Origin of the sequence: Pseudarthrobacter sp. PH31-O2 (assembly GCF_030063265.1) — a bacterium.
Taxonomy (GTDB): Bacteria; Actinomycetota; Actinomycetes; order Actinomycetales; family Micrococcaceae; genus Arthrobacter.
The window spans coordinates 487,742-508,097 of the sequence record NZ_JASIST010000001.1; the positions used below are offsets into that span (position 1 = coordinate 487,742).

General features: G+C 64.8%; 19 protein-coding genes. 11 read left to right on the forward strand and 8 right to left on the reverse strand.

Annotated features, from left to right (window positions below):
* Window positions 1–43: 43 nt before the first annotated feature.
* The 4 genes from QMG72_RS02170 to QMG72_RS02185 form a co-directional block, all read right to left on the reverse strand.
* Complete coding sequence (locus QMG72_RS02170) at window positions 44–3,250, reverse strand: type I restriction endonuclease subunit R (RefSeq protein ID WP_283479517.1); 3,207 nt, start codon at window positions 3,248–3,250, stop codon at window positions 44–46.
* Window positions 3,251–3,529: 279 nt separating this feature from the next.
* Window positions 3,530–4,672 (reverse strand): restriction endonuclease subunit S domain-containing protein, encoded by a 1,143-nt coding sequence (locus tag QMG72_RS02175; RefSeq protein WP_283479518.1) that lies wholly within the window; start codon window positions 4,670–4,672, stop codon window positions 3,530–3,532.
* Window positions 4,669–6,297, reverse strand: a complete 1,629-nt coding sequence (locus QMG72_RS02180; protein WP_283479519.1) for a class I SAM-dependent DNA methyltransferase — start codon at window positions 6,295–6,297, stop codon at window positions 4,669–4,671. Before QMG72_RS02180 ends, QMG72_RS02175 begins: the two co-directional genes overlap by 4 nt.
* Window positions 6,297–8,360, reverse strand: a complete 2,064-nt coding sequence (locus QMG72_RS02185; RefSeq protein ID WP_283479520.1) for a hypothetical protein — start codon at window positions 8,358–8,360, stop codon at window positions 6,297–6,299. The genes QMG72_RS02180 and QMG72_RS02185 overlap by 1 nt, the downstream gene beginning before the upstream one ends.
* Window positions 8,361–8,595: 235 nt before the next feature.
* Here QMG72_RS02185 and QMG72_RS02190 point away from each other — a divergent pair, with 235 nt between their 5' ends.
* The 4 genes from QMG72_RS02190 (at window position 8,596) to QMG72_RS02205 (ending at window position 11,201) form a co-directional block, all read left to right on the forward strand.
* The gene (locus QMG72_RS02190; protein WP_283479521.1) at window positions 8,596–9,228 is read left to right on the forward strand and encodes an Rv1352/Rv1906c domain-containing protein; all 633 of its coding nucleotides are present in this window, start codon (window positions 8,596–8,598) and stop codon (window positions 9,226–9,228) included.
* Window positions 9,229–9,273: 45 nt separating this feature from the next.
* Complete coding sequence (locus QMG72_RS02195) at window positions 9,274–9,939, forward strand: DUF4352 domain-containing protein (RefSeq protein ID WP_283479522.1); 666 nt, start codon at window positions 9,274–9,276, stop codon at window positions 9,937–9,939.
* 131 nt (window positions 9,940–10,070) lie between these two features.
* Window positions 10,071–10,430: a DUF898 family protein gene (locus tag QMG72_RS02200; protein ID WP_282360241.1), complete on the forward strand. Its 360-nt coding sequence runs from the start codon at window positions 10,071–10,073 to the stop codon at window positions 10,428–10,430.
* Window positions 10,431–10,640: 210 nt separating this feature from the next.
* Window positions 10,641–11,201 (forward strand): hypothetical protein, encoded by a 561-nt coding sequence (locus QMG72_RS02205; protein WP_282360240.1) that lies wholly within the window; start codon window positions 10,641–10,643, stop codon window positions 11,199–11,201.
* A gap of 17 nt (window positions 11,202–11,218) precedes the next feature.
* Here the strand turns inward: QMG72_RS02205 and QMG72_RS02210 are convergent, their stop codons facing one another.
* Together QMG72_RS02210 and QMG72_RS02215 are read right to left on the reverse strand one after the other, a co-directional pair.
* The gene (locus tag QMG72_RS02210) at window positions 11,219–11,653 is read right to left on the reverse strand and encodes a PDDEXK nuclease domain-containing protein (RefSeq protein WP_226774534.1); all 435 of its coding nucleotides are present in this window, start codon (window positions 11,651–11,653) and stop codon (window positions 11,219–11,221) included.
* Window positions 11,629–11,964 carry a DUF1016 N-terminal domain-containing protein gene (locus tag QMG72_RS02215; protein ID WP_283479524.1) on the reverse strand — a complete coding sequence of 112 codons (336 nt, stop codon included), beginning with the start codon at window positions 11,962–11,964 and terminating at the stop codon, window positions 11,629–11,631. Before QMG72_RS02215 ends, QMG72_RS02210 begins: the two co-directional genes overlap by 25 nt.
* A gap of 32 nt (window positions 11,965–11,996) precedes the next feature.
* On the opposite strand from QMG72_RS02215, the gene QMG72_RS02220 reads away from it, so the two are divergent.
* Both QMG72_RS02220 and arr read left to right on the forward strand, forming a co-directional pair.
* Window positions 11,997–12,215: a hypothetical protein gene (locus QMG72_RS02220; protein WP_283479525.1), complete on the forward strand. Its 219-nt coding sequence runs from the start codon at window positions 11,997–11,999 to the stop codon at window positions 12,213–12,215.
* A 320-nt stretch (window positions 12,216–12,535) separates the two neighbouring features.
* Complete coding sequence (gene arr, locus QMG72_RS02225; RefSeq protein WP_502934641.1) at window positions 12,536–12,979, forward strand: NAD(+)--rifampin ADP-ribosyltransferase; 444 nt, start codon at window positions 12,536–12,538, stop codon at window positions 12,977–12,979.
* 517 nt (window positions 12,980–13,496) lie between these two features.
* Here the strand turns inward: arr and QMG72_RS02230 are convergent.
* On the reverse strand, window positions 13,497–14,324 hold the full coding sequence (locus QMG72_RS02230; RefSeq protein ID WP_226774531.1) for a putative hydro-lyase: 828 nt from the start codon (window positions 14,322–14,324) through the stop codon (window positions 13,497–13,499).
* The gene (locus QMG72_RS02235) at window positions 14,321–15,547 is read right to left on the reverse strand and encodes an NRAMP family divalent metal transporter (protein WP_283479527.1); all 1,227 of its coding nucleotides are present in this window, start codon (window positions 15,545–15,547) and stop codon (window positions 14,321–14,323) included. The genes QMG72_RS02230 and QMG72_RS02235 overlap by 4 nt, the downstream gene beginning before the upstream one ends.
* A 373-nt stretch (window positions 15,548–15,920) precedes the next feature.
* Here QMG72_RS02235 and QMG72_RS02240 point away from each other — a divergent pair, with 373 nt between their 5' ends.
* From QMG72_RS02240 to QMG72_RS02260, 5 genes are all read left to right on the forward strand, one after another.
* Entirely contained in the window at window positions 15,921–17,138 is a 1,218-nt protein-coding gene (locus QMG72_RS02240) for a low temperature requirement protein A (RefSeq protein WP_282360234.1), read from the forward strand.
* A 102-nt stretch (window positions 17,139–17,240) separates the two neighbouring features.
* On the forward strand, window positions 17,241–17,675 hold the full coding sequence (locus QMG72_RS02245) for a hypothetical protein (RefSeq protein WP_282360233.1): 435 nt from the start codon (window positions 17,241–17,243) through the stop codon (window positions 17,673–17,675).
* A gap of 38 nt (window positions 17,676–17,713) precedes the next feature.
* Window positions 17,714–18,598 carry a hypothetical protein gene (locus QMG72_RS02250; RefSeq protein ID WP_282360232.1) on the forward strand — a complete coding sequence of 295 codons (885 nt, stop codon included), beginning with the start codon at window positions 17,714–17,716 and terminating at the stop codon, window positions 18,596–18,598.
* Window positions 18,585–19,910 carry a V-type ATPase 116kDa subunit family protein gene (locus tag QMG72_RS02255; RefSeq protein ID WP_226774527.1) on the forward strand — a complete coding sequence of 442 codons (1,326 nt, stop codon included), beginning with the start codon at window positions 18,585–18,587 and terminating at the stop codon, window positions 19,908–19,910. The genes QMG72_RS02250 and QMG72_RS02255 overlap by 14 nt, the downstream gene beginning before the upstream one ends.
* Window positions 19,907–20,350 (forward strand): ATP synthase subunit C, encoded by a 444-nt coding sequence (locus QMG72_RS02260; protein WP_253032620.1) that lies wholly within the window; start codon window positions 19,907–19,909, stop codon window positions 20,348–20,350. Before QMG72_RS02255 ends, QMG72_RS02260 begins: the two co-directional genes overlap by 4 nt.
* Window positions 20,351–20,356 lie beyond the last annotated feature (6 nt).

Here is a 20,356-nt window from a genome sequence, read left to right on the forward strand (position 1 = left end):
TGTTGTTTGTTGCGACCGCCTGACGGCGGAAACTCCGGTGCGGTTAGCCACGGGCCTCAGCGAACCGCGGGGCCATCGACTCCATCTGCTCCATGACCAGCTTGATGGCCTCGGGTTGCTTGTCCGGCGGGTAGCCGAAACGTACCAGAAGCCGCTTGATCGAGGACCGAAGCTTGGCCCGGACATCGTCGCGGACGGTCCAGTCGGTGCGCACATCCCGCCGCATGACCGAAACCAGCTCACGGGCGATGTCCGCCAGAATGCCTTCGCCCTGGACCTCCACCGCCGACTCATTTGAAGCCACGGCATCATAGAAGGCGAGCTCGTCCGAGTTGAGCGGGGGAGTGAAGTGCGCCCCGCGTTTGGCTTCGGCAGCCACTTCGCGGGCCAGTTCCACCAGTTCGGCAATGACCTCGGCTGAGGTCAACTGCTGGTTAGTGTATTTCTTCATGAGCTCGGTGATGCGCTCGGAGAAGGCCCGCTGGCGGATCACGTTGTTCCGGGTGGCCGTAACGGTCTCGTCAGAAATTAACTTGCGCAGCGCCTCGATGGCCAGCTGCGGGTTCCGCGCCTGCTGGGTTTTGGCGATGAACTCCGGTGTCAGGTCATCCAATGACGGCTTCGGCATGCCGGCGGCCTCGTAGATGTCGAGGACCTCGCCGGACGAAGTGGCCGAGGCAATCAGTTCGCCCAGCAGCCGCTGGATGTCCTCAGGCACCGGCTCGCCGGAGGCCTGCCGGTCGGCGGCGTCGTACTTCGCCATCCAGACCCGGATCTCCTCGTAAACCTGGATCTCCGGGCGCAGCTCCGCCAGTGTCTCCGACCCTGAGCACAGAGCCCAGGCCCTGGACAGCTGGCTGGAGAACCTGCGGTACCTGGCGGCGAGCGACTCCTCGCCATCGGCGGGTTGGTTACCGGGCGTGCCCGGGTTGCGCAGATAGCTCACCGCGCCGGTCACGGCATTCAGAAACGCCTTGTTGCCGCCCTTCATCAGCACGGCCTTCCAGTCATGGCCAGCGAGCAGGGCGCGCAGGGAATCCACGAGGGAAACCGTCAGGCCGACGGCCTCATCGACGATCTTGCCAACAGGCTTCTTGTCCTGGTCCGAGCGCGTGTACTCGCCTAGCGCCTTGGCCAGGTTCTCCGCCAGCGGCGCATACGCCACCAGCAGCCCGTCTTCCTTGCCGCGGAAGGTGCGGTTCACCCGGGCCAGGGTCTGCATCAGCAGCGCGCCCTTCAGCGGCCGGTCGAGGTACAGGGTGTGCAGGGGCGGGGAGTCGTAGCCGGTGAGCATCATGTCCTTGACGATCACCAGCTCCAGCTCGTCGTCCACGTCCTTGAGCCGCTCCTTGATCTGCGCGTTCAAGGAGTCGCGGCGCACATGGTCCGAGACCGGCGGCCCATCGGTCGCATTGCCCGAGTACACCACCTTGATCTTGCCCTTGCCCAGGTCATCCGAGTGCCAGTCCGGCCGCAGTTCCACGATCGCCGAGTACAGCTTCGCGCAGATTTCCCGTGTCCCTCCGACAATCATGGCCTTGCCGGGCGCCTCGATGAACTTGTGCATCCGGGCGCTGCGGTTCTCCCAGTGCGCCACCAGGTCCGCGGCCAGCGCGGCAATCCGCTGCGGCGCACCGTAGACGGCGTTCACGACGGCGACACTCGCCTCGATCCGGGCCCGTTCGGTGTCGTCCAGGCCCAGGGTCGCCTCGTCGGCGGCCCGGTCCAGGATTTCCTCCGTAACCTCAGAGGCCAAGCCCACCTTGATCAGCCGCGGCTCGAAGTAGACCGGCACGGTGGCGCCGTCCTCCACGGCGCGGGAGAGGTCGTAGACGTCGATGTAGTCGCCGAAGACGTCCTGGGTGTTGCGGTCATCGAACGAGATCGGGGTGCCGGTGAAGGCAATCAGTGTGGCGTGCGGCAGGGCGTCGCGCAGGTGCCGGGCGTAGCCGTCGAGGTCGTCGTAGTGGCTGCGGTGCGCCTCGTCCACCACCACGATGATGTTCCGCCGGTCGGACAGCAGGGGGTGGTCGGTGCCGGCGTCCTTCTCAGCCTTGCTGCGGCCGAACTTCTGCAAAGTGGTGAAGTAGATACCGCCGGTGGTGCGGTTGGAGAGTTCCTCGCGCAGTTCGGAACGCTTCTTGATCTGCTTAGGCGATTCGGCCAGTAGCAGGCTGCGGGCGAAGCCCTCGAACAGTTGCCCGTCGAGTTCGTTGCGGTCCGTGATGACGACGACGGTGGGGTTCTTCAGCCGGGGGTGCCGGGCCACCAAGTTGGTGTAGAGCTCCATCTCCATCGACTTGCCCGAGCCCTGCGTGTGCCAGACAACGCCGGCCTTGCCGTTGCTCTCCACGGCCTGGACGGTGCTGCCCACGGCCTTGGTGACGGCGAAGTACTGGTGCGGTTTGGCGATGCGTTTGGTGAGCCCGTCGGAGCCGCCGTCGAACGCGGTGAAGCTCTGCAGGAGCTGCAGGAAACGGTCCTGGTTATACAACCCGTGCAGGGCGGTTTCCAGCGCCGTGACGGCTTCGCCGTCTTCCATATAGCCCGGTGCCAGGGGGACGCCGTCGTCGTCGACGTTCCAGGGGGAGAAGTGGTTCAGGGGCGTGAACGGCGTGCCGTACTTGGCGTCGATGCCGTCCGAGGCGAGCGTGAAGACGCAGAAGCGGAACGCCAGGGGGAACTCGCGCAGGTAGGTCTGCAGCTGGGCGTGCGCGCCGGCGACGTCGGCGTGGGAGCTGCCGGCCTTCTTCAGCTCGATGATGCTCACCGGCATGCCGTTGCAGTAGAGCACGAGGTCGAAGCGGCGTTTGTAGTCGCCCTGGATGAGGGTGACCTGGTTGACGGCGAGCCAGTCGTTCTGGTCCGGGTCGGTGCTGAGCAGCCGGATGGTGGGGTTGGCCTCGGTGCCGTCGGAGTCGATGTAGCTGAGCCGGAAGCCGTCCACCAGGTAGCCGTGGATGCGGTGGTTCTCGGCGATGGCGTCGTTGGACTTGGGCGCGGCGATCTCCGCGAGGGCCTGCTGGAGGTACTGCACGGGGACTGCCGGGTTGAACCGCTGCAGGGCCGCGAGCAGCCGGGGCCTAATCAGCAGTTCGTCCCAGGAGTCACGTTCGTTGGTGCCGGGCGCGATGTCCTGGCCGGCTTTGGGCCGCCAGCCCAGCGGCTCAGCCAACCGGTCGAGTGCGACGCCCTCCCAGTCGGCCTCTGAAAAGCCAAGCGCGGGTATCTTCACAGGTGCGGTGCTCACGGTTGTTCCCCCAATGTCGTATTGCTGTTCAGTTTAGCCAAGCGTTTGGCGCCATCCGCCAAGGCCGCGGCTATCCGCAAAGTGTTGCAACAGCCGTTACAAACTTTGAGGACACGCCGTTCCGGCAAAGTTGCAAGGACCACTTGCCAGATTGAGAATCGCTCGTCCAAATTGTGCGACGCGTACCATTATTCCCGCGTCGTCTGGTGTCAGCTGTGGGAGCGGCACCTACACGGGCGGTATCGAGCTTCTTGGCTTGCAGTGCAACGCGTTGCACAATTAGACGCCAGCCTGCACCAACAGTTCCTCAACGTGTTTGACGTGGAGATTGCCGGACATAAGTTGCGGGAGGAGTGCGTCGCGGGTGGAGGTCAGAATCTCATTCTCCCTTTCGACTTGGGCTGACACCTCGAACAACTCCGTGGCCGTCTCTGTGAACTCGTAAAGCGCAGAATCGGGAGGCAGCATGAATTTGGTGGCGTGAGCTTCGTTTCTGTTCAGTCCAGGAACGGCCGAGTCGTTGTTCATCTCATCGAGCCGCAGCGTGCGCAGCAGGAAATAGCAGAATATCTGACTGACAGCTTCGCGCTTTGGAGTGACATAAAATGTGGTGTCGATTGGAAAAAACGACCGATGGGACCAATGAACTGCTCCGGCCGTGCCCTTACGGCCAACGATAACGCCCGGATGAGAGCACAATGCGGCAGCGTGGGTGCCCGTAATGCCGCCGCTCCCGTAGACATCAACGGGTCCAGGGATACGACTGGAGGTGGCAAGAGACTTGCCGTACTCGAGCGAGAGGACATCGCCCAAAGTTGTTGCGTGGGTGCCGTGGCCCATGCTCCTTCTGAAGTAGCTCTCGGCCAAGCTCGTCACGCTCCGGGCCAGCTTGGTGTTGGCGGCGATCTTGTCGTCTAGGGCCCCCAGCACCTCGGAAATGGCTCTTTGTTCTTCGAAAGTGTGTCGCGGCAATCGGAAGTCGATGATTTGGCGCCCACTAATATGCGGTATCGACGTACCCGTCTGCACCGTCACCACGTGTTGCGTGAACTCCTTACTTGCGACAACGCATGCAAGGTATCCCTGATCGTTGCAGTCTTTGGCGCGTAGCCTGGCAACTCGCTGCACAAGGTACGCCGGAAGATCTGGCTGGCGTATACGGGCAAACTTTAGACCGCCTTCGATCCATGGCCTATCCATTGCCAGTACGACATCCCCTTCCCGGAGAGAGTAACGGTCGTTGATGGGGTCGCTCGCGGGCCAGGCTTCTGTCCTGTCCCAGCGAGTGCGCCCCGGGGCGATGTTTTCTCCACGGAGTAAACGAATGCCGGAGGATTCCCTTGTGAACCCCCCGCTCTTGAATGCGAAACCGATTTCCAGGTCGGCGATGTCACCTAGACGGACGTAATCGACATCGTTCACGAGAGCCGCCTCAACTGTTCGCGTACAACAGCCGCCAGCCGCTCGGACTCGTCGAACTGCTCGAACAGTTCCTTCGACAGCCGGGCGATCTTCTCCTCGATCGGCTCGCCGTCGTCCTCGACATCCGCAGCTCCGACGTAGCGGCCGGGCGTCAGCGCGTAGTCTGCTGCCTTGATCTCCGCGAGGCTGGCCGAATAGCAGAAGCCGGGTTCGTCGTCGTACGTCAGGCCTGCCTCAACGGCGGAGGAAGTGCCGCGCCAGGCGTGGTAGGTGCCGGCGATTTTGGCGATGTCCTCTTCCGACAAAGCCCGCTCGGCGCGGTCCACCATGTAGCCCAGGTTGCGGGCGTCGATGAAGAGCACCTGGCCGGTGCGGTCCACGGAGCCCTTGGGGCCGGCCGTCTTGTCCTTGGCAAAAAACCAGGTGCACACCGGAATGCCGGTCGAACGGAACAGCTGGGTGGGCAGCGCCACCATGCAGGAGACGAGGTCCGCTTCCACGAGCTGCGCGCGGATCTCGCCCTCGCCGCCGGAGTTGGAGGACATGGAGCCGTTGGCCATCACCACGCCGGCGGACCCGCCGGGGGCGAGTTTGGAGATGATGTGCTGGATCCAGGCGTAGTTGGCGTTCCCGGCCGGCGGGATGCCGTACTTCCAGCGGGGGTCGGACTCGGAGCGGGCCCAGTCCTTGATATTGAAGGGCGGGTTGGCCATGATGAAGTCGGCGCCGTTGGTCCCGGTCAGCTCGGGGTGCTGGTCCCGGGCGAAGGTGTCGCCCCAGCGGGAGGCGAGGTTGGCGTTGAGGCCGTGGATGGCGAGGTTCATCTTGGCCATCCGCCAGGTGCGCTCGTTAAGCTCCTGGCCGTAGACCGAGATGTCCGAGCCCTCCTTCTGGTGGTGCTCCAGGAACTTCTCGGTCTGGACAAACATGCCGCCCGAGCCGCAGCAGGGATCATAGACCCGCCCGCGGTTGGGTTCCAGCACCTCCACGAGCACCCGGACCACGCCGGCCGGGGTGTAGAACTCGCCGCCGCGCTTGCCCTCGGCCCGGGCGAACTTCTCCAGGAAGTACTCGTAGACCTCGCCGAGCAGGTCGCGGGCCTTGCTGACGCCCTGGCCCGTGAAGCGGGCCGAGTTCAGCAGGTCCAGCAGCTCGCCGAGGCGGCGCTGGTCCACGTTGTCGCGGTTGAAGATGCGGGGAAGCGTGGCCGCCAGCGTGGGGTTGGCGGCCATGATGAGGTCCATGGCCTCGTCGATCAGCTGGCCGATGCTCTTCGGTGCCTCGCCCATCGCGGCGGCGAGGCCCTTGCCGTTCTCCGCGAGGTAGTCCCAGCGGGCACGGGCAGGGACCCAGAAGACGCCGCGGCCGGTGTACTCGTCCACGTCGTCGATCAGCTGGGCGATCTGGTCCTCATTGAGGCCGTCGGCTTCCAGCTCCGTGACGATCTGGGCGCGGCGCTCCTCGAAAGCGTCCGAGACGTATTTCAGGAACACCAGGCCAAGGATGACGTCCTTGTACTGGGAGGCGTCCATGGAACCGCGCAGCTTGTCCGCGGCCTTCCAGAGGGTGTCCTTGAGTTCCTTCATGGTGGACGGGGCGAGGTCCACCTTTAATTTCGGGGGCATTACTGGGTTCCTTCGGTCTGTGGTTCGGCGAGCTTAGTGCTGGGGTGTGTCAGGGTGAGGCTTCCGCCCGCTACGCCGTCCGTAATCAGGGTAGCGAGTTCCTCCAGCCGTTTGAGGCGTTCGCGGGCCAGATGCTGCCCGTGTTGCAGCCGGGCGAGCGTTTCGGCAAGCTTCTCCCGCTGGGCCTCCGGCAGGCGGCGCAGCTGCCAGTGCCGCCAGACCTTGTCCCTGCCGGACAGTGCGTTGATGTCCGCGGCGACGACGTCGGGCAGCAGCCCGCCGGGGTCCCCGGCGTCGATCCGCAGCACCCTCGCGGGGAACACGACGGCGGAGCCGCCGTCAGCGTCAACAGTGGCCGCCGGACGCGGGCTGGTGCAGAACACGACGTCGCCGGGCTCGGTGAGCCGGCCCCCGGGGTTGCTGGCGGCGAACTCCAGCAAGCTGATGTACCGGGCCGGGGCGGTGTGCGGGTGGAGCAGCTCGGCCGGCCCCAGGACCCGTGTGGTGCCGCCCGGCGCCAGGTCCGCATCGACAATCCGGTTCCCCTTGATGTATTTCAGGGTGCCGGCGGCCAGAAGTCCCTGGACTGCGGCGGGCTGGGCCTTCGTGGCTGGACCTCCCGGGAGAACGGCCATGTCAGCTGATGGCTTCGTTCCTCCGGCTCCGACCAGACGCACCAGTTCCTCGACGCGAAGGACAGCCCCCGCGCCGCCGGAACTCGGAGCCGGCCCGGGGTGATGAGCTGCCACGAGGGATGTCCGGGCGGCCAGCAGCAGACGGGTCTGGACCAGTCGGGCAAACCTGAAGGAGTGGGCGCGCACGGTGGCGCGGTTACCCATAGAGGCGACCATGTCGCTCACCAGGTCCTGCCTCACGTCGTCGGTGAGGGCACAGGCGCTGAGGTCCGCCGCCATGGTCCAGCGTTCCGCAATCGGTACTTTTGCGAACGACGGTCCCAGCACCCACAGCGCCTGCGCTTCGCGGGGCTTGGACCGCAGCAGGCCCTGGGGCAGCCGGACAATGGCACGTACCCGGCCGGTGCGCAGCAGCCCCGAACGCAAACCCGCGGCCCCGGCGGCCAGCGGAACATCGCAGAGAACACGTGCCGGGGCAATGATGACCGCCCGCTGCTGGTCGTCCATCTGGAGGACAAGGTGTTCCACCGCGGAGAGAATCTGGGTGGCGTCCATGCCTGGTTGGCCGGGAGATGGGTACTGCGCCACATGGACCACGGCTCCATGCATGGCGAATTCGCCGCTGGTCTCGACACGGATCTGTCCGGAGTCCACACCATGGACGCGCAGGCGGCGACGCACCAGCCGGCCGGCGCCGCCGTCGTCGTCCGCTGTCAGAAAGGTGACGGGCGCACCCTCGCCGGAAGCGTGCACGACGCCCATCAGGAGGTCGCTGCCGCCGCGGGTGGAGTCGGCAAAGACGGGACTCCCGCCCAGCACCGCGGACAGTTCGACCGCCGCGGCGGCGATTAGCTCCACGGCAGATTCCGTAAGGGCGGTATCCGAGTGCTCCCGCAGCCCCGCCCGGAACCGGGCGGCCAGAAGCTGTTCAAAGGCGGCAGGTGCGTTGTAGGCGCTGTCCACCAGCCGGTCCGCGAACGCTGCGGTAGCAGCGAGCGACGGGCCCTGGGCCTCCAGTTCCGAGTAAAGAAACCCGTCATCGGGGTCGCACTCGTCCGCGGCGTCCAGCAGTTCAGCTGTGGTCAGGGTTCCAATCCCGGCTCCTGTCATGGCCTTGAGAGTCAGGAGGGCGGTGAGGGCAGCCAGGGTGTTCCCTTCGACGCCGCCGGCCGCCGTTACGGGTATCCGGGCGAAAGCGGCGGCGTCGTTCACGGCATCAGGGTTGTTGCCGCGTCCGGTAGCGTCCAGCCAGCCGGCGACCTGATCGGCGTCGAACAGTTCACGGCCGCTATCCAGCGCGCTGGGCTCGGGAAACGGGTGAGCTGACCCGGCACTGCGTTTGCGCCAAATGGACACGACGGGCCGCTGGACCTGCGCCAGTGCGGCGACGTCGGAAAGGGTCATACGCAGGGCTTCTGCTTTGGTCATGTGCGCCTCCTTACGACGTCGCCCCAAGCCTAACGGGATGGGGTGACATTCCTGCTGGAGTGCTGATAAGGGGGGTTATCAGTGGTCTTTCGTCGTGCCGGTGCAGGGCCGCCGTAGCTTCGGTTCTGCAGCGCCGAGGGAATCCTCCGATGCTGCGACGGCGGCGGGGAACCACGCATTGGGGGACCGGTATCCCGCCGCCGCTCAGTAGCTACAGCAAAGAGAGGACGAGATCATGTTGAACTCCGTCACGGGCCACGGAACGGACGAGACGCCGTTCCTGGGGAAGTTGAAGCCGGCGCGCAAGAAGCGGGCCCTGCTGGCTGTCGCCGCCATCGCGCTCCTGGCCGGCGGAACGGTGCTCGGCACGACGCTGCCTGACCCGAGGTCCAGCGACGCCTACCTGGCGCTGGCGGGGGAGGAAGCCGCTGCGAAGTCTGAGCGCGACTCGGCTCAGACCGACTACCAGTCGATGAAGTCGAAGTACGACACCCTTCAGAACGGCAATGCCGCCCGCGAAGCGAAGCTCACGGCCAGGGAATTTGAGGTTGGCAAGGCAGATGCGGCCGTCAAAACCGCCGATGCGGCCGTCAAAATACGCGAAGATGCGGTGACCGGCGCCGAGAAGACCAAGGCGGCCAACACCATCGCCGACGGCACCTGGACGGTCGGCAAGGACCTTGAGGCCGGCACTTACCGGGCCACTGCCGACGTCGGCTCCTCCTGCTACTGGGGCATCTACGCGACCGGAAGCAACGGCAGCAACATTATCGACAACGATCTCCCCGGTGGCGGCCGGCCCTCAGTTGCGCTCGCCGGCGGGCAGGACTTCAAGTCCAGCCGCTGCGGCAAGTGGGAAAAGCAGTAACAGTCCCACGCTTCACATCATTCACTCACCTCAGAAAGGCACCACATGTCCCACGAAGTTTCGGAACAGCCCTTGACCGCTGCGATTGCAGCGCCTCAGCCGCGGCCGTTCTTCAAAAAGAAGCGCTTCCTCATCCCTGCAGGTGTCCTGGTGCTTGGTATCGCCCTGGGCTCCTGCTCCGGAGGCTCCAAGCAGGCCAGCGATGCCACCCCGGCGGCCGCGGCCTCGGCTCCAGCGCTGGCAGCAGCACCCGCTTCTTCGGCAGCTGCTGCACCGGCCGCATCGCCGGCTGCCCCCGCTGCTCCGCCGGCGGCGCCGGCCGGACCCGCCGTCGGCGCTCCCTTCAGCGTCAAGATGGGCAACGGCAACGTCGCGAAGATCACTATTGTCTCTGCCGTCCGCACAGACGCTGTCACCACCACGGCTTTTGCCACGGCACCAAAGAGTGGCAGTTACCTGCTCCTGGATGTCCTGTGGGAAACGGAGACGGGCAAAACCAGCTCCAACCCGTTCTACTTCTCGGCCAAGGACTCCAACGGGCGAAAAGCCGATCTGAACCTCTTCGCGGACAACCAGCTTGGTTCCGGCGACGTTCTGCCGGGTGACAAGACCCGGGGATTCATTGCCTTCGACACCGCGGCCGGTGCTTCGACCGTGATGATCTCCACCCCGCTGATGCAGGAAGCCGCACGGATCCAGATCCCGGGGTAGTGCAACTGTGGAGCCGTGTCCGGGGGTGCCCGGCTCCCTCTCGACCCTTACAGTTCAACTGTTCACTTTCGCGTTATCAATTGGGGGATTCCTTGAGCATCAACAAAGAGCACGTTTCGCCATCTGGGCAAATGCCCGCCGCAGACGCCGGAACCATAGTGGCCAGCGGCGCCGGGGCCGTCCCTGTGGCCCAGATCTATCAGTTCCGTGGCGGGGCCGCATCCTGGTTCGGCACCCAGATTCTCGGCGTGCTGATTACGATCTGCACCATTGGAATCTGCTACCCGTTCGCCCTTGTCCTCGTGGAGCGATGGCGGGCCAAGAACACCTATCTTCACGGCCGGCAGCTCCTCTTCGTCGGCACCGGGTGGGGCATCTTCGGACTGTGGATCAAATGGGCGCTCCTGAGCATCATCACGCTGGGCATCTACACCTTCTGGGTCTACCCGCGACTGATGCAGTGGAAGGTCGAAAAGACCGTCTTCGCTTAGTCAGTATGTGTTTCCCGGGGCGCGGCCCCTGCGTGGCTTGACGGTGAAACGGAAGTTGCACCACATTGAGACTGTCTTAGACAAGCTTTCTTGCATTTGTAGCGCAATGCGGAACACAATCGCATCATCAGGAGAAGACCTCCGCACGGCATCGCCGGCGGGGGTCTTCTCGCGTCTCAAGCCACTCCGAACCTATAAAAGGTCAAAACCATGAACATGTACGAAGAGAACCACCTGCACGTTGACGGCAGCTTCGCGATGGAACTCGTCGTCGCCGGAGTAGATGAGCACGGTCTGCCGATGCTGGAGCTGAGTATGTATCCGGTCGTCGTTGCGGGCGTCGATCAGGACGGGCTGACGTATACCGCGGACTGGCGGCACTGCGTTGGGCAGCTCTCCCTTCCTGTGGAGGATTCGGGTCTGAGCCCTTGTGAGGTCGAAGCCCTTCCTCTGAGTGACGGCTGGGCAACTCTGTCCGCGGGTGAGGGACCCGGCCTTGCCGCTGCAAGGATCGAGGCCGAGTTCGGAGCGCAGGCAGCCGTCCTGGTACTCCAGGTGTTGACGGAAGCACTACTCGCAGAATTCATCAATATGGACGTCCACGCGGCGCCGTACCGAAGCCTTGACCCCGGCAGCGACGACCTCCATATGGCGATTCAGGAAATGCATGCCGAACTTGCCCCTCGCGTCGCCGAGAATGTGGAGAATCGTCGTACGCGCGAGGCCTTCGAAACGATTATCGTCGGCGCATTCAGCGAATCGGGCGTCTGAATCACGACGACCAGATCTCAAAAGCAGTTCCATGGGCCGCACACCGGGCAGTTGTTCAAGGCAGGACAAAAAGATGAGCGGCTTGAGTTGAATCCGGTGGGTTTGTCCTCCGCATGGCCCAGCAGATCGTCCACCGCAGACATGTACATATTGATCTGGCCCACATACTCCGGCTTGAACGCCGTTGCCTTCAGTTCGACCACCACAAAGCACCTGAGCTTGAACTTGTAGAAGAGCAGATCGGCAAAGAATTCATCACCGCTGATTATCAATTGCAACTGGCGTCCCACAAAGGCGAAACCCTGGCCAACTTCCAGGAGGAACTTCTCCACGTGGCCAATCAGCTGATCCTCTAACCCACGCTCATTCTGCTGGCCTGTCAGCGACAGGAAGTCAAAGACGTAAGGGTCCTTGAATGCCTGCTGGGCTAGGTCCGACTCAGCTGGCGGCAAAGTCTGCGTAAAGTTGGTGACGGCATTACCCGTGCGCTCGTCGAGTCTGGTCTCAATGTGATGAGACAGAACATTCCGGGAGCACCTTTGTCGACGGCGGACCTTGCGTACCAGAGCCGGGTCTCAGCGTCGCCGAGCTTGTCCACAAGAATGACGTTGTGGCGCCAAGGCAATGTTGCAACAGGCTGATGCAACATTGGGAAGTCCGGCCACTCCTGAGCGAAGGACTTCATGAAGCGGGGGTTCCGTGGCGAGAAGCCCGAGGCGTAGGGAAACGATGCACGGACGTCAGCAGAAAGGCTTGTTACCACCCTGCTAACCGCACACTAAGCCGTTCTTCAAGATGAAGCGCTTCCTCATCCCCGCCGGCGTGCTGCTGCTCGGCAGTGCACTGGGGTCCTGCTCCGGTGGAACCAAGGAAGCCAGCGACGTGACCGCGGCGGAGGCGCCGTCGTTGGCTGCCCCCTCCGCCGCCGCAGTGGCGGTCGCACCTCGCCCCGTCAACATTCCGCTTCGCGTACCTGGAACCGGACGCCAAGGCAGCTCAAACCTGGCTGCATGATGAAGCCGAGGTCATCGACACCCCATGCCGCACGCCGGAACAAGCCACGCAACAGATCTCAGATTCGGTGCTTGTTCGCTGAGATCACCAAACGTCCGGGATCCTTGTGTCCGGTGAGCGATTCCTTACCGAGCGTCCTCGTGCGTGCGTGTCGCCGCGCGGCGCCGATACGGCGTCCTGACCTCGCGCTAAGCAAACCTCTTCTGCGGAGTCGTGCTACTCGCTGCAATGCAGGTTGTACCTCCACTACTCTCAGGATAAAGCGCGGAGGGGGACTTGCGGCAAGGGGCTGCTGACGTGGCATACTCGCGGAGTTGAGTATGCCAACAGAAGGAGTCCAGGTGTCCAGACCGCTCGAAGAGGGCCCTTTTTTCCATGGCACGGTCGCGGATTTGAAGGTGGGCGATTTGCTCACATCGGGCAACCGATCGAACTACCGCCCCGAGATTGTGATGAACCATATCTACTTCACAGCTCTTGCCGACGGAGCCGGCCTCGCAGCGGAAATCGCCGCGGAACTTGCAGAGGGCGCGACGACTCCACGGGTGTATGTGGTCGAGCCCACCGGAGCGTTCGAGGACGACCCCAACGTGACCGACAAGAAGTTCCCTGGTAACCCCACCCTGTCGTACCGGAGCAGAGACCCGTTGAGGATTTGCGGCGAGATCACCGAGTGGGCCAGACTGACACCCGAACAGCTGCAGACGTGGCGGGAACGGCTATCGGTGCTGCTCTCGAGCGAGCGGGGCGAAATCATCAACTGATGCTTCACACTGGCGAGATGCGCGTCATCGTAATCGATAGCACCTTGGATAAGCGCGCCACCTGCGAAGCGTTGCGCGCCCAAAGCGACGACGGTGCCCGCAAGAACCCAAGGCTCCCGGCACGGACACATCGTGGGTCGTGCAGACGAGTGTCGACATTGCGTGCAGACGGCTTCGGATGAACGAGGCGCGGCATCGCGGGCTTCGGCACGGCTCTTCGCCCAGACGTCTACTTCCCAGACGTCTACTTCCCAGACGTAACTTCCCAGGCCAAGGAAACAGGCCACAACCTCCGATCACTGCAAGTTCTGGCACTTCAAGTTCTGGACTAGCAGAACCCGGCGATGACATTGCGCTCGGCGAATCGTAGCTACGCGATCATCAGCGTGAATTGCGGCCAGGCGAGTTTGAACGCTGAGCCCAGCGGCCCTCGGGAGAATTGGGATTCCGGCGGACCGCCGTCAACAGTCCAGCTCGGAGCTCGGAGCTCGGAGCTCGTAGCTCGTAGTCCGCTGGCCTACGGGACCTGGTAGGACGTATCTCGTGCGTCCGTAATGAGCATGTGCCCCGGAGCATGTCCAATGGCCAGTGCAGGTTTTGATTCCATCACGGCTGCCTGCGGAGTTACCCCGCACGCCCAGAATACCGGCACCTGGCCGTCCGGGATGCGGACCGGGTCTCCGAAGTCCGGCCGGCCCAGATCAGCGATGCCAAGTTCTGCGGGGTTGCCGATATGGACCGGGGCGCCGTGCACGGCCGGATAGCGGGAGGTGATACGAACGGCGTCCGCCACCTGGGATGCCGGCATGGGGCGCATGGAGACCACCAACGGCCCGGCCATGGTGCCGGCCGGGTCGCAGCGAACGGACGTCCGGTACATGGGCACGTTCGTGCCCTGGTCGATATGCGCCACCCGGATGCCGTTGTCCTGCAGGGCAGATTCGAAGGTAAAGCTGCACCCCACAATGAACGTAACGAGGTCATCGCGCCAGTGATCCGTGATGTCGGTCGGCTCGTCGACCTTCACGCCGTCCTTGTACACCACGTACTTGGGCACATCGGTGCGGATATCGCCGCCGGCGAGCAGCGCTCCGGAGGTCGTCCCGGCGTCCAGGACGCCCAGGATAGGGCACGGCTTAGGGTTGCGTTGGGCAAACAGCAGCACGTCGAACGCCTGCGCCTTGGGAACAATTATCAGATTGGCCTGCGCGTAGCCGCTGCTCCAGCCGGAGGTGGGAGTCACGAGGCCGGCGCGGAACAGGGACCGTGCCGCCGCCGGGAGCAGGCCAGCCGGGTTTTCAGGAGGGACGACGGCGGACCGCGGATTGACCGGAGTAGAGATCATGGGTTCTCGCCCCACAGCTTCGCCAGGCTGGTCAGCGAGCTATAACCAAGGAACAGGGTCAGCAGCCAGGCCACCACTCCCATAATGAGCAGCCCCTTCGGGTAGACGTAGCCGTGGAGGAGGTCCCGACGCCGCCACGCCACCCACAACAGCACGCCGAAACCAACCGGGAGGATAAGGCCGTTGAAGGCGCCGGCGAAAATCAGGAGCTGCTGCGGGGCCTGGCCGATCAGCAGGTAGGCGACGCTGCAGAAAGCGATGAAGCCGACGGTGATCAGGTTCCGGGTCCGCGCCTTGGTGCTGGACTTCGTCACGAAGGAGACCGAGGTGTACGCCGCACCGATCACGGAGGTGATGGAAGCTGCCCACAGGATGACGCCGAAGACGCGCATGCCGATATCGCCGGCTGCTGCCTGGAATGCCGAAGCTGCCAGGTTGCTGCCGGTCAGCGCCACGCCGCCGGCGACGACGCCGAAGATCGCCAGGAACAGCAGGATGCGCATCACGCAGGTGACCAGGATTCCGACGATCGAGCTCTGCGTGATTTGTTTGACGTTTTCGACGCCGGTGATGCCTGTGTCAAGCATGCGGTGGGCACCCGCGTACGTGATGTAGCCGCCGATGGTGCCGCCGATGAGGGTGGTGATGACCAGGAAGTCGACCTTCTCCGGCATCACGGTGTTCTTGAGCGCCTCACCCAGAGGCGGGGCGGAAACCACCGCAACATACAGCGTCATCAGGATCATCAGGGCCCCGAGGATCACCACGATCCGGTCCAGGGCCACCCCGGCCCTTTTGCTGAGGAAGATCATAATGGCCACGACGGCGGACAGCGCCCCGCCGATTTTGGGATCCACACCCATCATCGCGTTGGTCCCGAGCCCTGTTCCCGCGATGTTGCCAATGTTGAAGACGATGCCACCCAAGAAGACCAGCGCGGCGAGGAACCATCCGACGCCGGGCAGAACCTTGTTGCCGAGCTCCTGGGCCCGCAGGCCCGAGACGCCAATGATCCGCCAGACGTTCGCCTGCACGGCGATGTCAACCAGGATGGAGACCAGGATCGCGAAGGCAAAGGCGGCGCCGAGCTGGACGGTAAAGGCCGTCGTCTGGGTGATGAAGCCCGGGCCGATGGCGCTGGTGGCCATCAGGAACATGGCGCCAAGCAGGGCCGAACGCCGGGCGGCTGGCTTGAGGCCGGCCTTGACGGAGGTGGTTTCCATGGGAGTTCCCAACGATTGGGTGACTGGCGTCACAATTATTGTCTTCCGCCACTCTACAGACTGTTGAACAATCTACGCAAGGAATTGTTGAACAAAAGATCGATTCTCCGACTGCCCGTGGTCAGCAGGGAGCGTCTCAGCGTTCGAGGGACCTGCTGGGACTCGCCGGGCAGTCTGTGTGCGCCGGTGGCGTGGGCAACTCAGCGTGGGAATCTGCCCGCTTGCGCACTTCCCTGCCGGCGTCGGACGGGCGAACCCCGGGGGGTGCGTGGCACACTGTACTCAGCGTTGCCGAGCGGATCCGGGGGTGACCCGCAGGCAGCAATTTCTTGTGCCGGTGTATTCATCCGGCCTGGCCAGGAAAGGCACCCCTGTGCAGCAACCGGACCACCACGCGCACGACGACGGACCCGCCACTGAGGCAGGCGTCGCGGCCGGCATGACGCGGCATCCTGACGACGCTGAGGTCCGTCCACTGGAACTCTTCTTCGACCTGGTCTACGTCTTTGCCCTTAACCAGATCTCCCACCACCTGCTCGAGCACCGTGACTGGGTGGGAGCCGGGCAGACGGCCATCCTATTCCTGGCCGTGTTCAGTGTGTGGTCTTTTACCGCCTGGCTGACGTCCTTGACCAACACGGAAAAGAACCCGGTCCGTTGGATGCTGCTGACCACCATGTTCCTGGGCTTTTTTATGAACAGCACCCTCGGTGAGGCCTTCGGTGAGAGCGGCTGGTTGTTTGTCGCCCTCTACCTGCCGCTGCAGATCGGCCGAAACATCTGGGCCCTCCGGCTGGGGCTTGAGAAGACCATGCACGATCATCACGGCCGCATGCTGGTCTGGATCCTCGGAACCACGTTCCTCTGGATTCCGGGCGCCATGGCCGACGGCGAGCTGCGGCTGGCACTTTGGGGCGCTGCGGCGCTGATCGACCTCCTGGGATTTGTCTCCGGGCACCCGCTGCCGGGACGGCGGACGGATACGCGGCATTTTCCCTTCGTTGGCGAGCATCTGTTCGAGCGGTGCCGGCTCTTCCTGCTGATCGCCTTCGGCGACACCATCCTGGTAACCGGATCAACCGTGGTCGGCGTCAAACTGGATGTACCTACAGGCCTCGTCACCGGCGTGGCGATCATCGGCACGATCGCGTTGTGGTGGAGCTACTTCCGCCGCTCCGAGGGAGTCACGATGGAAACGCTGAAGAATAGCCCGGACCCTGCCCGGCTGAGCCGCAAGGCCATCTACGCGCTGATGGGCATGGTGGCGGGCCTGATCCTTGCATCCGTCGGCGACGAGATCGCAATTGCGCACCCGCTGGAAACGACGGACGTTTTTACCAACCTGATGATTTTCGGCGGCCCGGCCCTGTTTGTCCTCGCCCAGGGGTGGTACCTGTGGCGGGTCGACGGGGACTTGCCGGCGTCCCGCCCCTTAGCGTTCGTGGCGCTTGCCCTCCTCGCCGCGGCGACCCTGCCGCTGCCGAAAGTCGGCGCGGCGGCCATAAGCGTGCTGGTGCTGGTCGCCATGGCCGTCGCCGACAGCATCAAGGCCCACCGCGAAGGCGACCGGGACGAAGTCGCCAACCACTAGGGGCCAACACCGGGCGGGCCGTTGTGCCCTTGTTGCCGTAGGCATCTGCGTGGATGCTGAAAAGATGCTCACGTGTGCCGCCAACGCCCCCGGTTACCGGATATGCCGCGGTTAAGTATCCTGGACCGTTTCCGGCCCGTCGGCGCCCCTGGCCCGGCGGGTCCGGCCGGTGTGCCTGCCGCGGACAACCAGGGTCCCGCCGCTGAACTGGCACCGGTATTCGCAGCACTTGCCGCTGATGTGCTGACGTGTGCGGCCCTGGTGGAGGACGCGCGGGCCGCCGCGGAAAGCGACGTTTCCCAAGCGCGGGTGCAGGCGTCGGCCATCGTCGCCCAGGCGCGGCTGGACGCCGCGGCCGAGCGGGCAAATGCAGCCACGCGGGTGGCCAAGGAAGCAGCGGACCGGGATTCGCAGGCGCTGGAGCAGGCACACCACGAGGCCGCAGCCCTGGAAGAGTCCGGTGCGGCCCGCATCCCCGCCGCCGTCGACAAGGTCATCAACGTGCTCCTGGCCCCGCAGCGCGCCGGGCAACAATGAAAGCGGACTGGGTTGCGGCATCCGTGCGGGCACGGTCCATGGCGCAGCGCCGTGTAGGTGCCGGCGCCAGCCGCACGACGGCGGCCCTGCCGAACCTGGACCGGGCGCTGTCCGCGCTGCAGGAGTCAAGCTACGCGGAACGTCTCGGTGCGGCCGCAGGACTCGCCGCTGCCCAGCGGGCCGTCCAGGAGACCGTCCTGTGGCAGTTGCGGGTGCTTGCCGGGTGGCTCCCGGCATCGGGCACAGCACTCGCCCGGGCGGCAGCGGGGGCTTTTGAGATCGAGAACATCACGGCTTTGGCCCACCAGCTCGGCGGTGGAGCAAAGGCGCCGGAGCCGTATCGGCTTGGTGCACTTGCGACCGCATGGCCCCGTGTGCGGTCCGCGGGATCACCGGAGGATCTCGCCATCACCCTGCGCGCGACGGCCTGGGGCGACGTCGGCGCTGCCGGCCAGGGCCCGCTCCGGGACGCCCTGACCGTCGCCTGGCTGCGGCGGCTGGCCGCTGCCGCACCGCCTGCGCAGCCGTGGTGCGGTGCGGCGTGCGTTCTCATCGCGGCCCGGATCCTCACCGTCGACGCCGAATCCCCGGCGCCGCCGGTGCTGCACCTGCTGCACCCCGTGCTCGGCCGCTCGTGGGAAACCGCCAGGACCATCGCCGAGCTTTCATCCGCGCTTCCGCCGTCGCTGCGGACGGTCCTCGGAGGTATTGCATCACCGAAAGAGCTGTGGCGTGCGGAGGCCCGGGCACGCGCGGGGGTGGAGAAGGACGGATTCCGGTTGTTGCGCGGTTCCATGCCGGGCCCGGATGTGGTGCTGGGCGCCATCGCTGTGCTGTCCGTGGATGCTTGGCGTGTCCGGGCGGCGCTGGCGGCCGCTGCCGCCGGTGCAGGATCAAGCGAGGTGCTCGATGAGGCAGCGTGAATCGCTGGCCCCGGTCCGGATGGAACGGGTGGCCCTGGTGGTGCCCGAGCAGAACCGGCGCCAAATGCTCGTGGACCTGGCGGCCAGTGCCGTCGTCGAGCTTGACCTCCCGTACACACCGGGCAACGACGCAGAAGAACTGGATAAGGCGGCGGCTGCCTTCATCGTCTCCGGGCCTTCGGCGGCGCTCGTAGGCTGGACGCCGCGGCGTGAGATTCCCGCACTGGAAGCCACGCTGGCGCCACTTGGGGCGGCCGTTGTCCCGCTGCCCCGGCCGAGGTGGACACAGCCACCCACGATGCTCGCCGGCGGGGACCGGAGCCGAGTGTCCCGGACCCTCGTGGACACTTACGGGACGGTTCCCTACGCAGATCTGGACCCTTCGCGCCTCGCCGGCATTGCCTACGTGCTTATGTTCGGGATGATGTTTGGCGATGTAGGACACGGGGCGGTCCTGCTCGCCGTCGGACTCCTGTTGCGAAGTGGCCGGATCAAGAAGCTGGCCAAGCTGCAAAGGACCTGGCTGTTCGTGACCGGCGCCGGCCTGGCCGCCATGGTTTTCGGGGCACTCTACGGGGAGGCGTTCGGTCCTACCGGATTGATACCCGTGCTGTGGCTGGAACCCCTAGCGAATCCGGTGCCGCTCCTGGTGGCCGGACTCGGGGTGGGGGCTTTCCTGCTTGCCGGCGCCTATGCCATCGGAACCATCAACCGGGTCAGGGAGGGTGGCTGGGGCTATGCCCTCTATTCCCGCTCCGGCATCGCGGGTTCCCTGTTGTTCGTTGCCGTCGGACTCCTCGTCTGGGGGGTCGGCACCGGCACCGGGATCCTGACGGCGGCCGCCGTCGTTGTCTCGCTCGCTGCGCTGGTCTTTATCTTCATCGGACTCTTCGTTGAGGCCGGGGGAGGAGCCACTGCCGGCTTCCAGGCCGTGATCGAACTGGTGGATACCGTCATCCGGCTCGGCTCGAACCTTGTCTCCTTCGCGCGTCTGGCAGCCTTCGGACTGACGCACGCTGCGCTGTTGATGGTGGTCTGGAACGGGACGACGGCGTTGTGGGCCCCGGACTGGCGTGCTGCGGCCGCCATTGTGCTGTTCATTGTGGGCAATGCGGTCACCTTTGCCCTTGAGGCCCTGGTGGCAGGCATCCAAGCCCTCCGCCTTGAATACTACGAACTGTTTTCACGCATCTTCCAATCCGAGGGGCGCCCCTTCACGCCGTGGTCCCCGGAACTCACCGCCGCTTCCGGTCCTGGCGACGATTCGTCAAGTGCTCCGTCCGGCATACCGGCTGAAAGGCAACTCCTGTGAATCTCTGGTTCGGAACCGTTCCTGTATTTCTCCTCGCGGCCACTGGGGCCATCCTGTGCGTAAGGCGCTGGCGAAAGTCCGCGTTCAAGATCCTCGCCGCACTCAATGTCGTGGTGATGGGAGGATCCCTGGCACTACTGGCCGGCGCGCTGAGCGCTGCGCCCGCAGCCGCGGCAGGCGCAGCGGTCCCGGCCCTCACCGCAGCAGCCGCCGACACCCCGGCAGGTGCCGGCGGATCAGCCCTGATCGCCGCCGCCATCGCCGTGGCCGGATCCTCGATCGGGGCGGCTTTTGCTGTCGCTTACACCGGATCCGCTGCCCTGGCTGCAATGAGTGAACGCCCGGAAATCTTCGGCCGGGCCATGGTTGTGGTGGGGCTGGCGGAAGGGATCGCCATTTACGGCCTCATCATCGCCATCATCCTTATCGGCAAGGCCTGAGGGGGA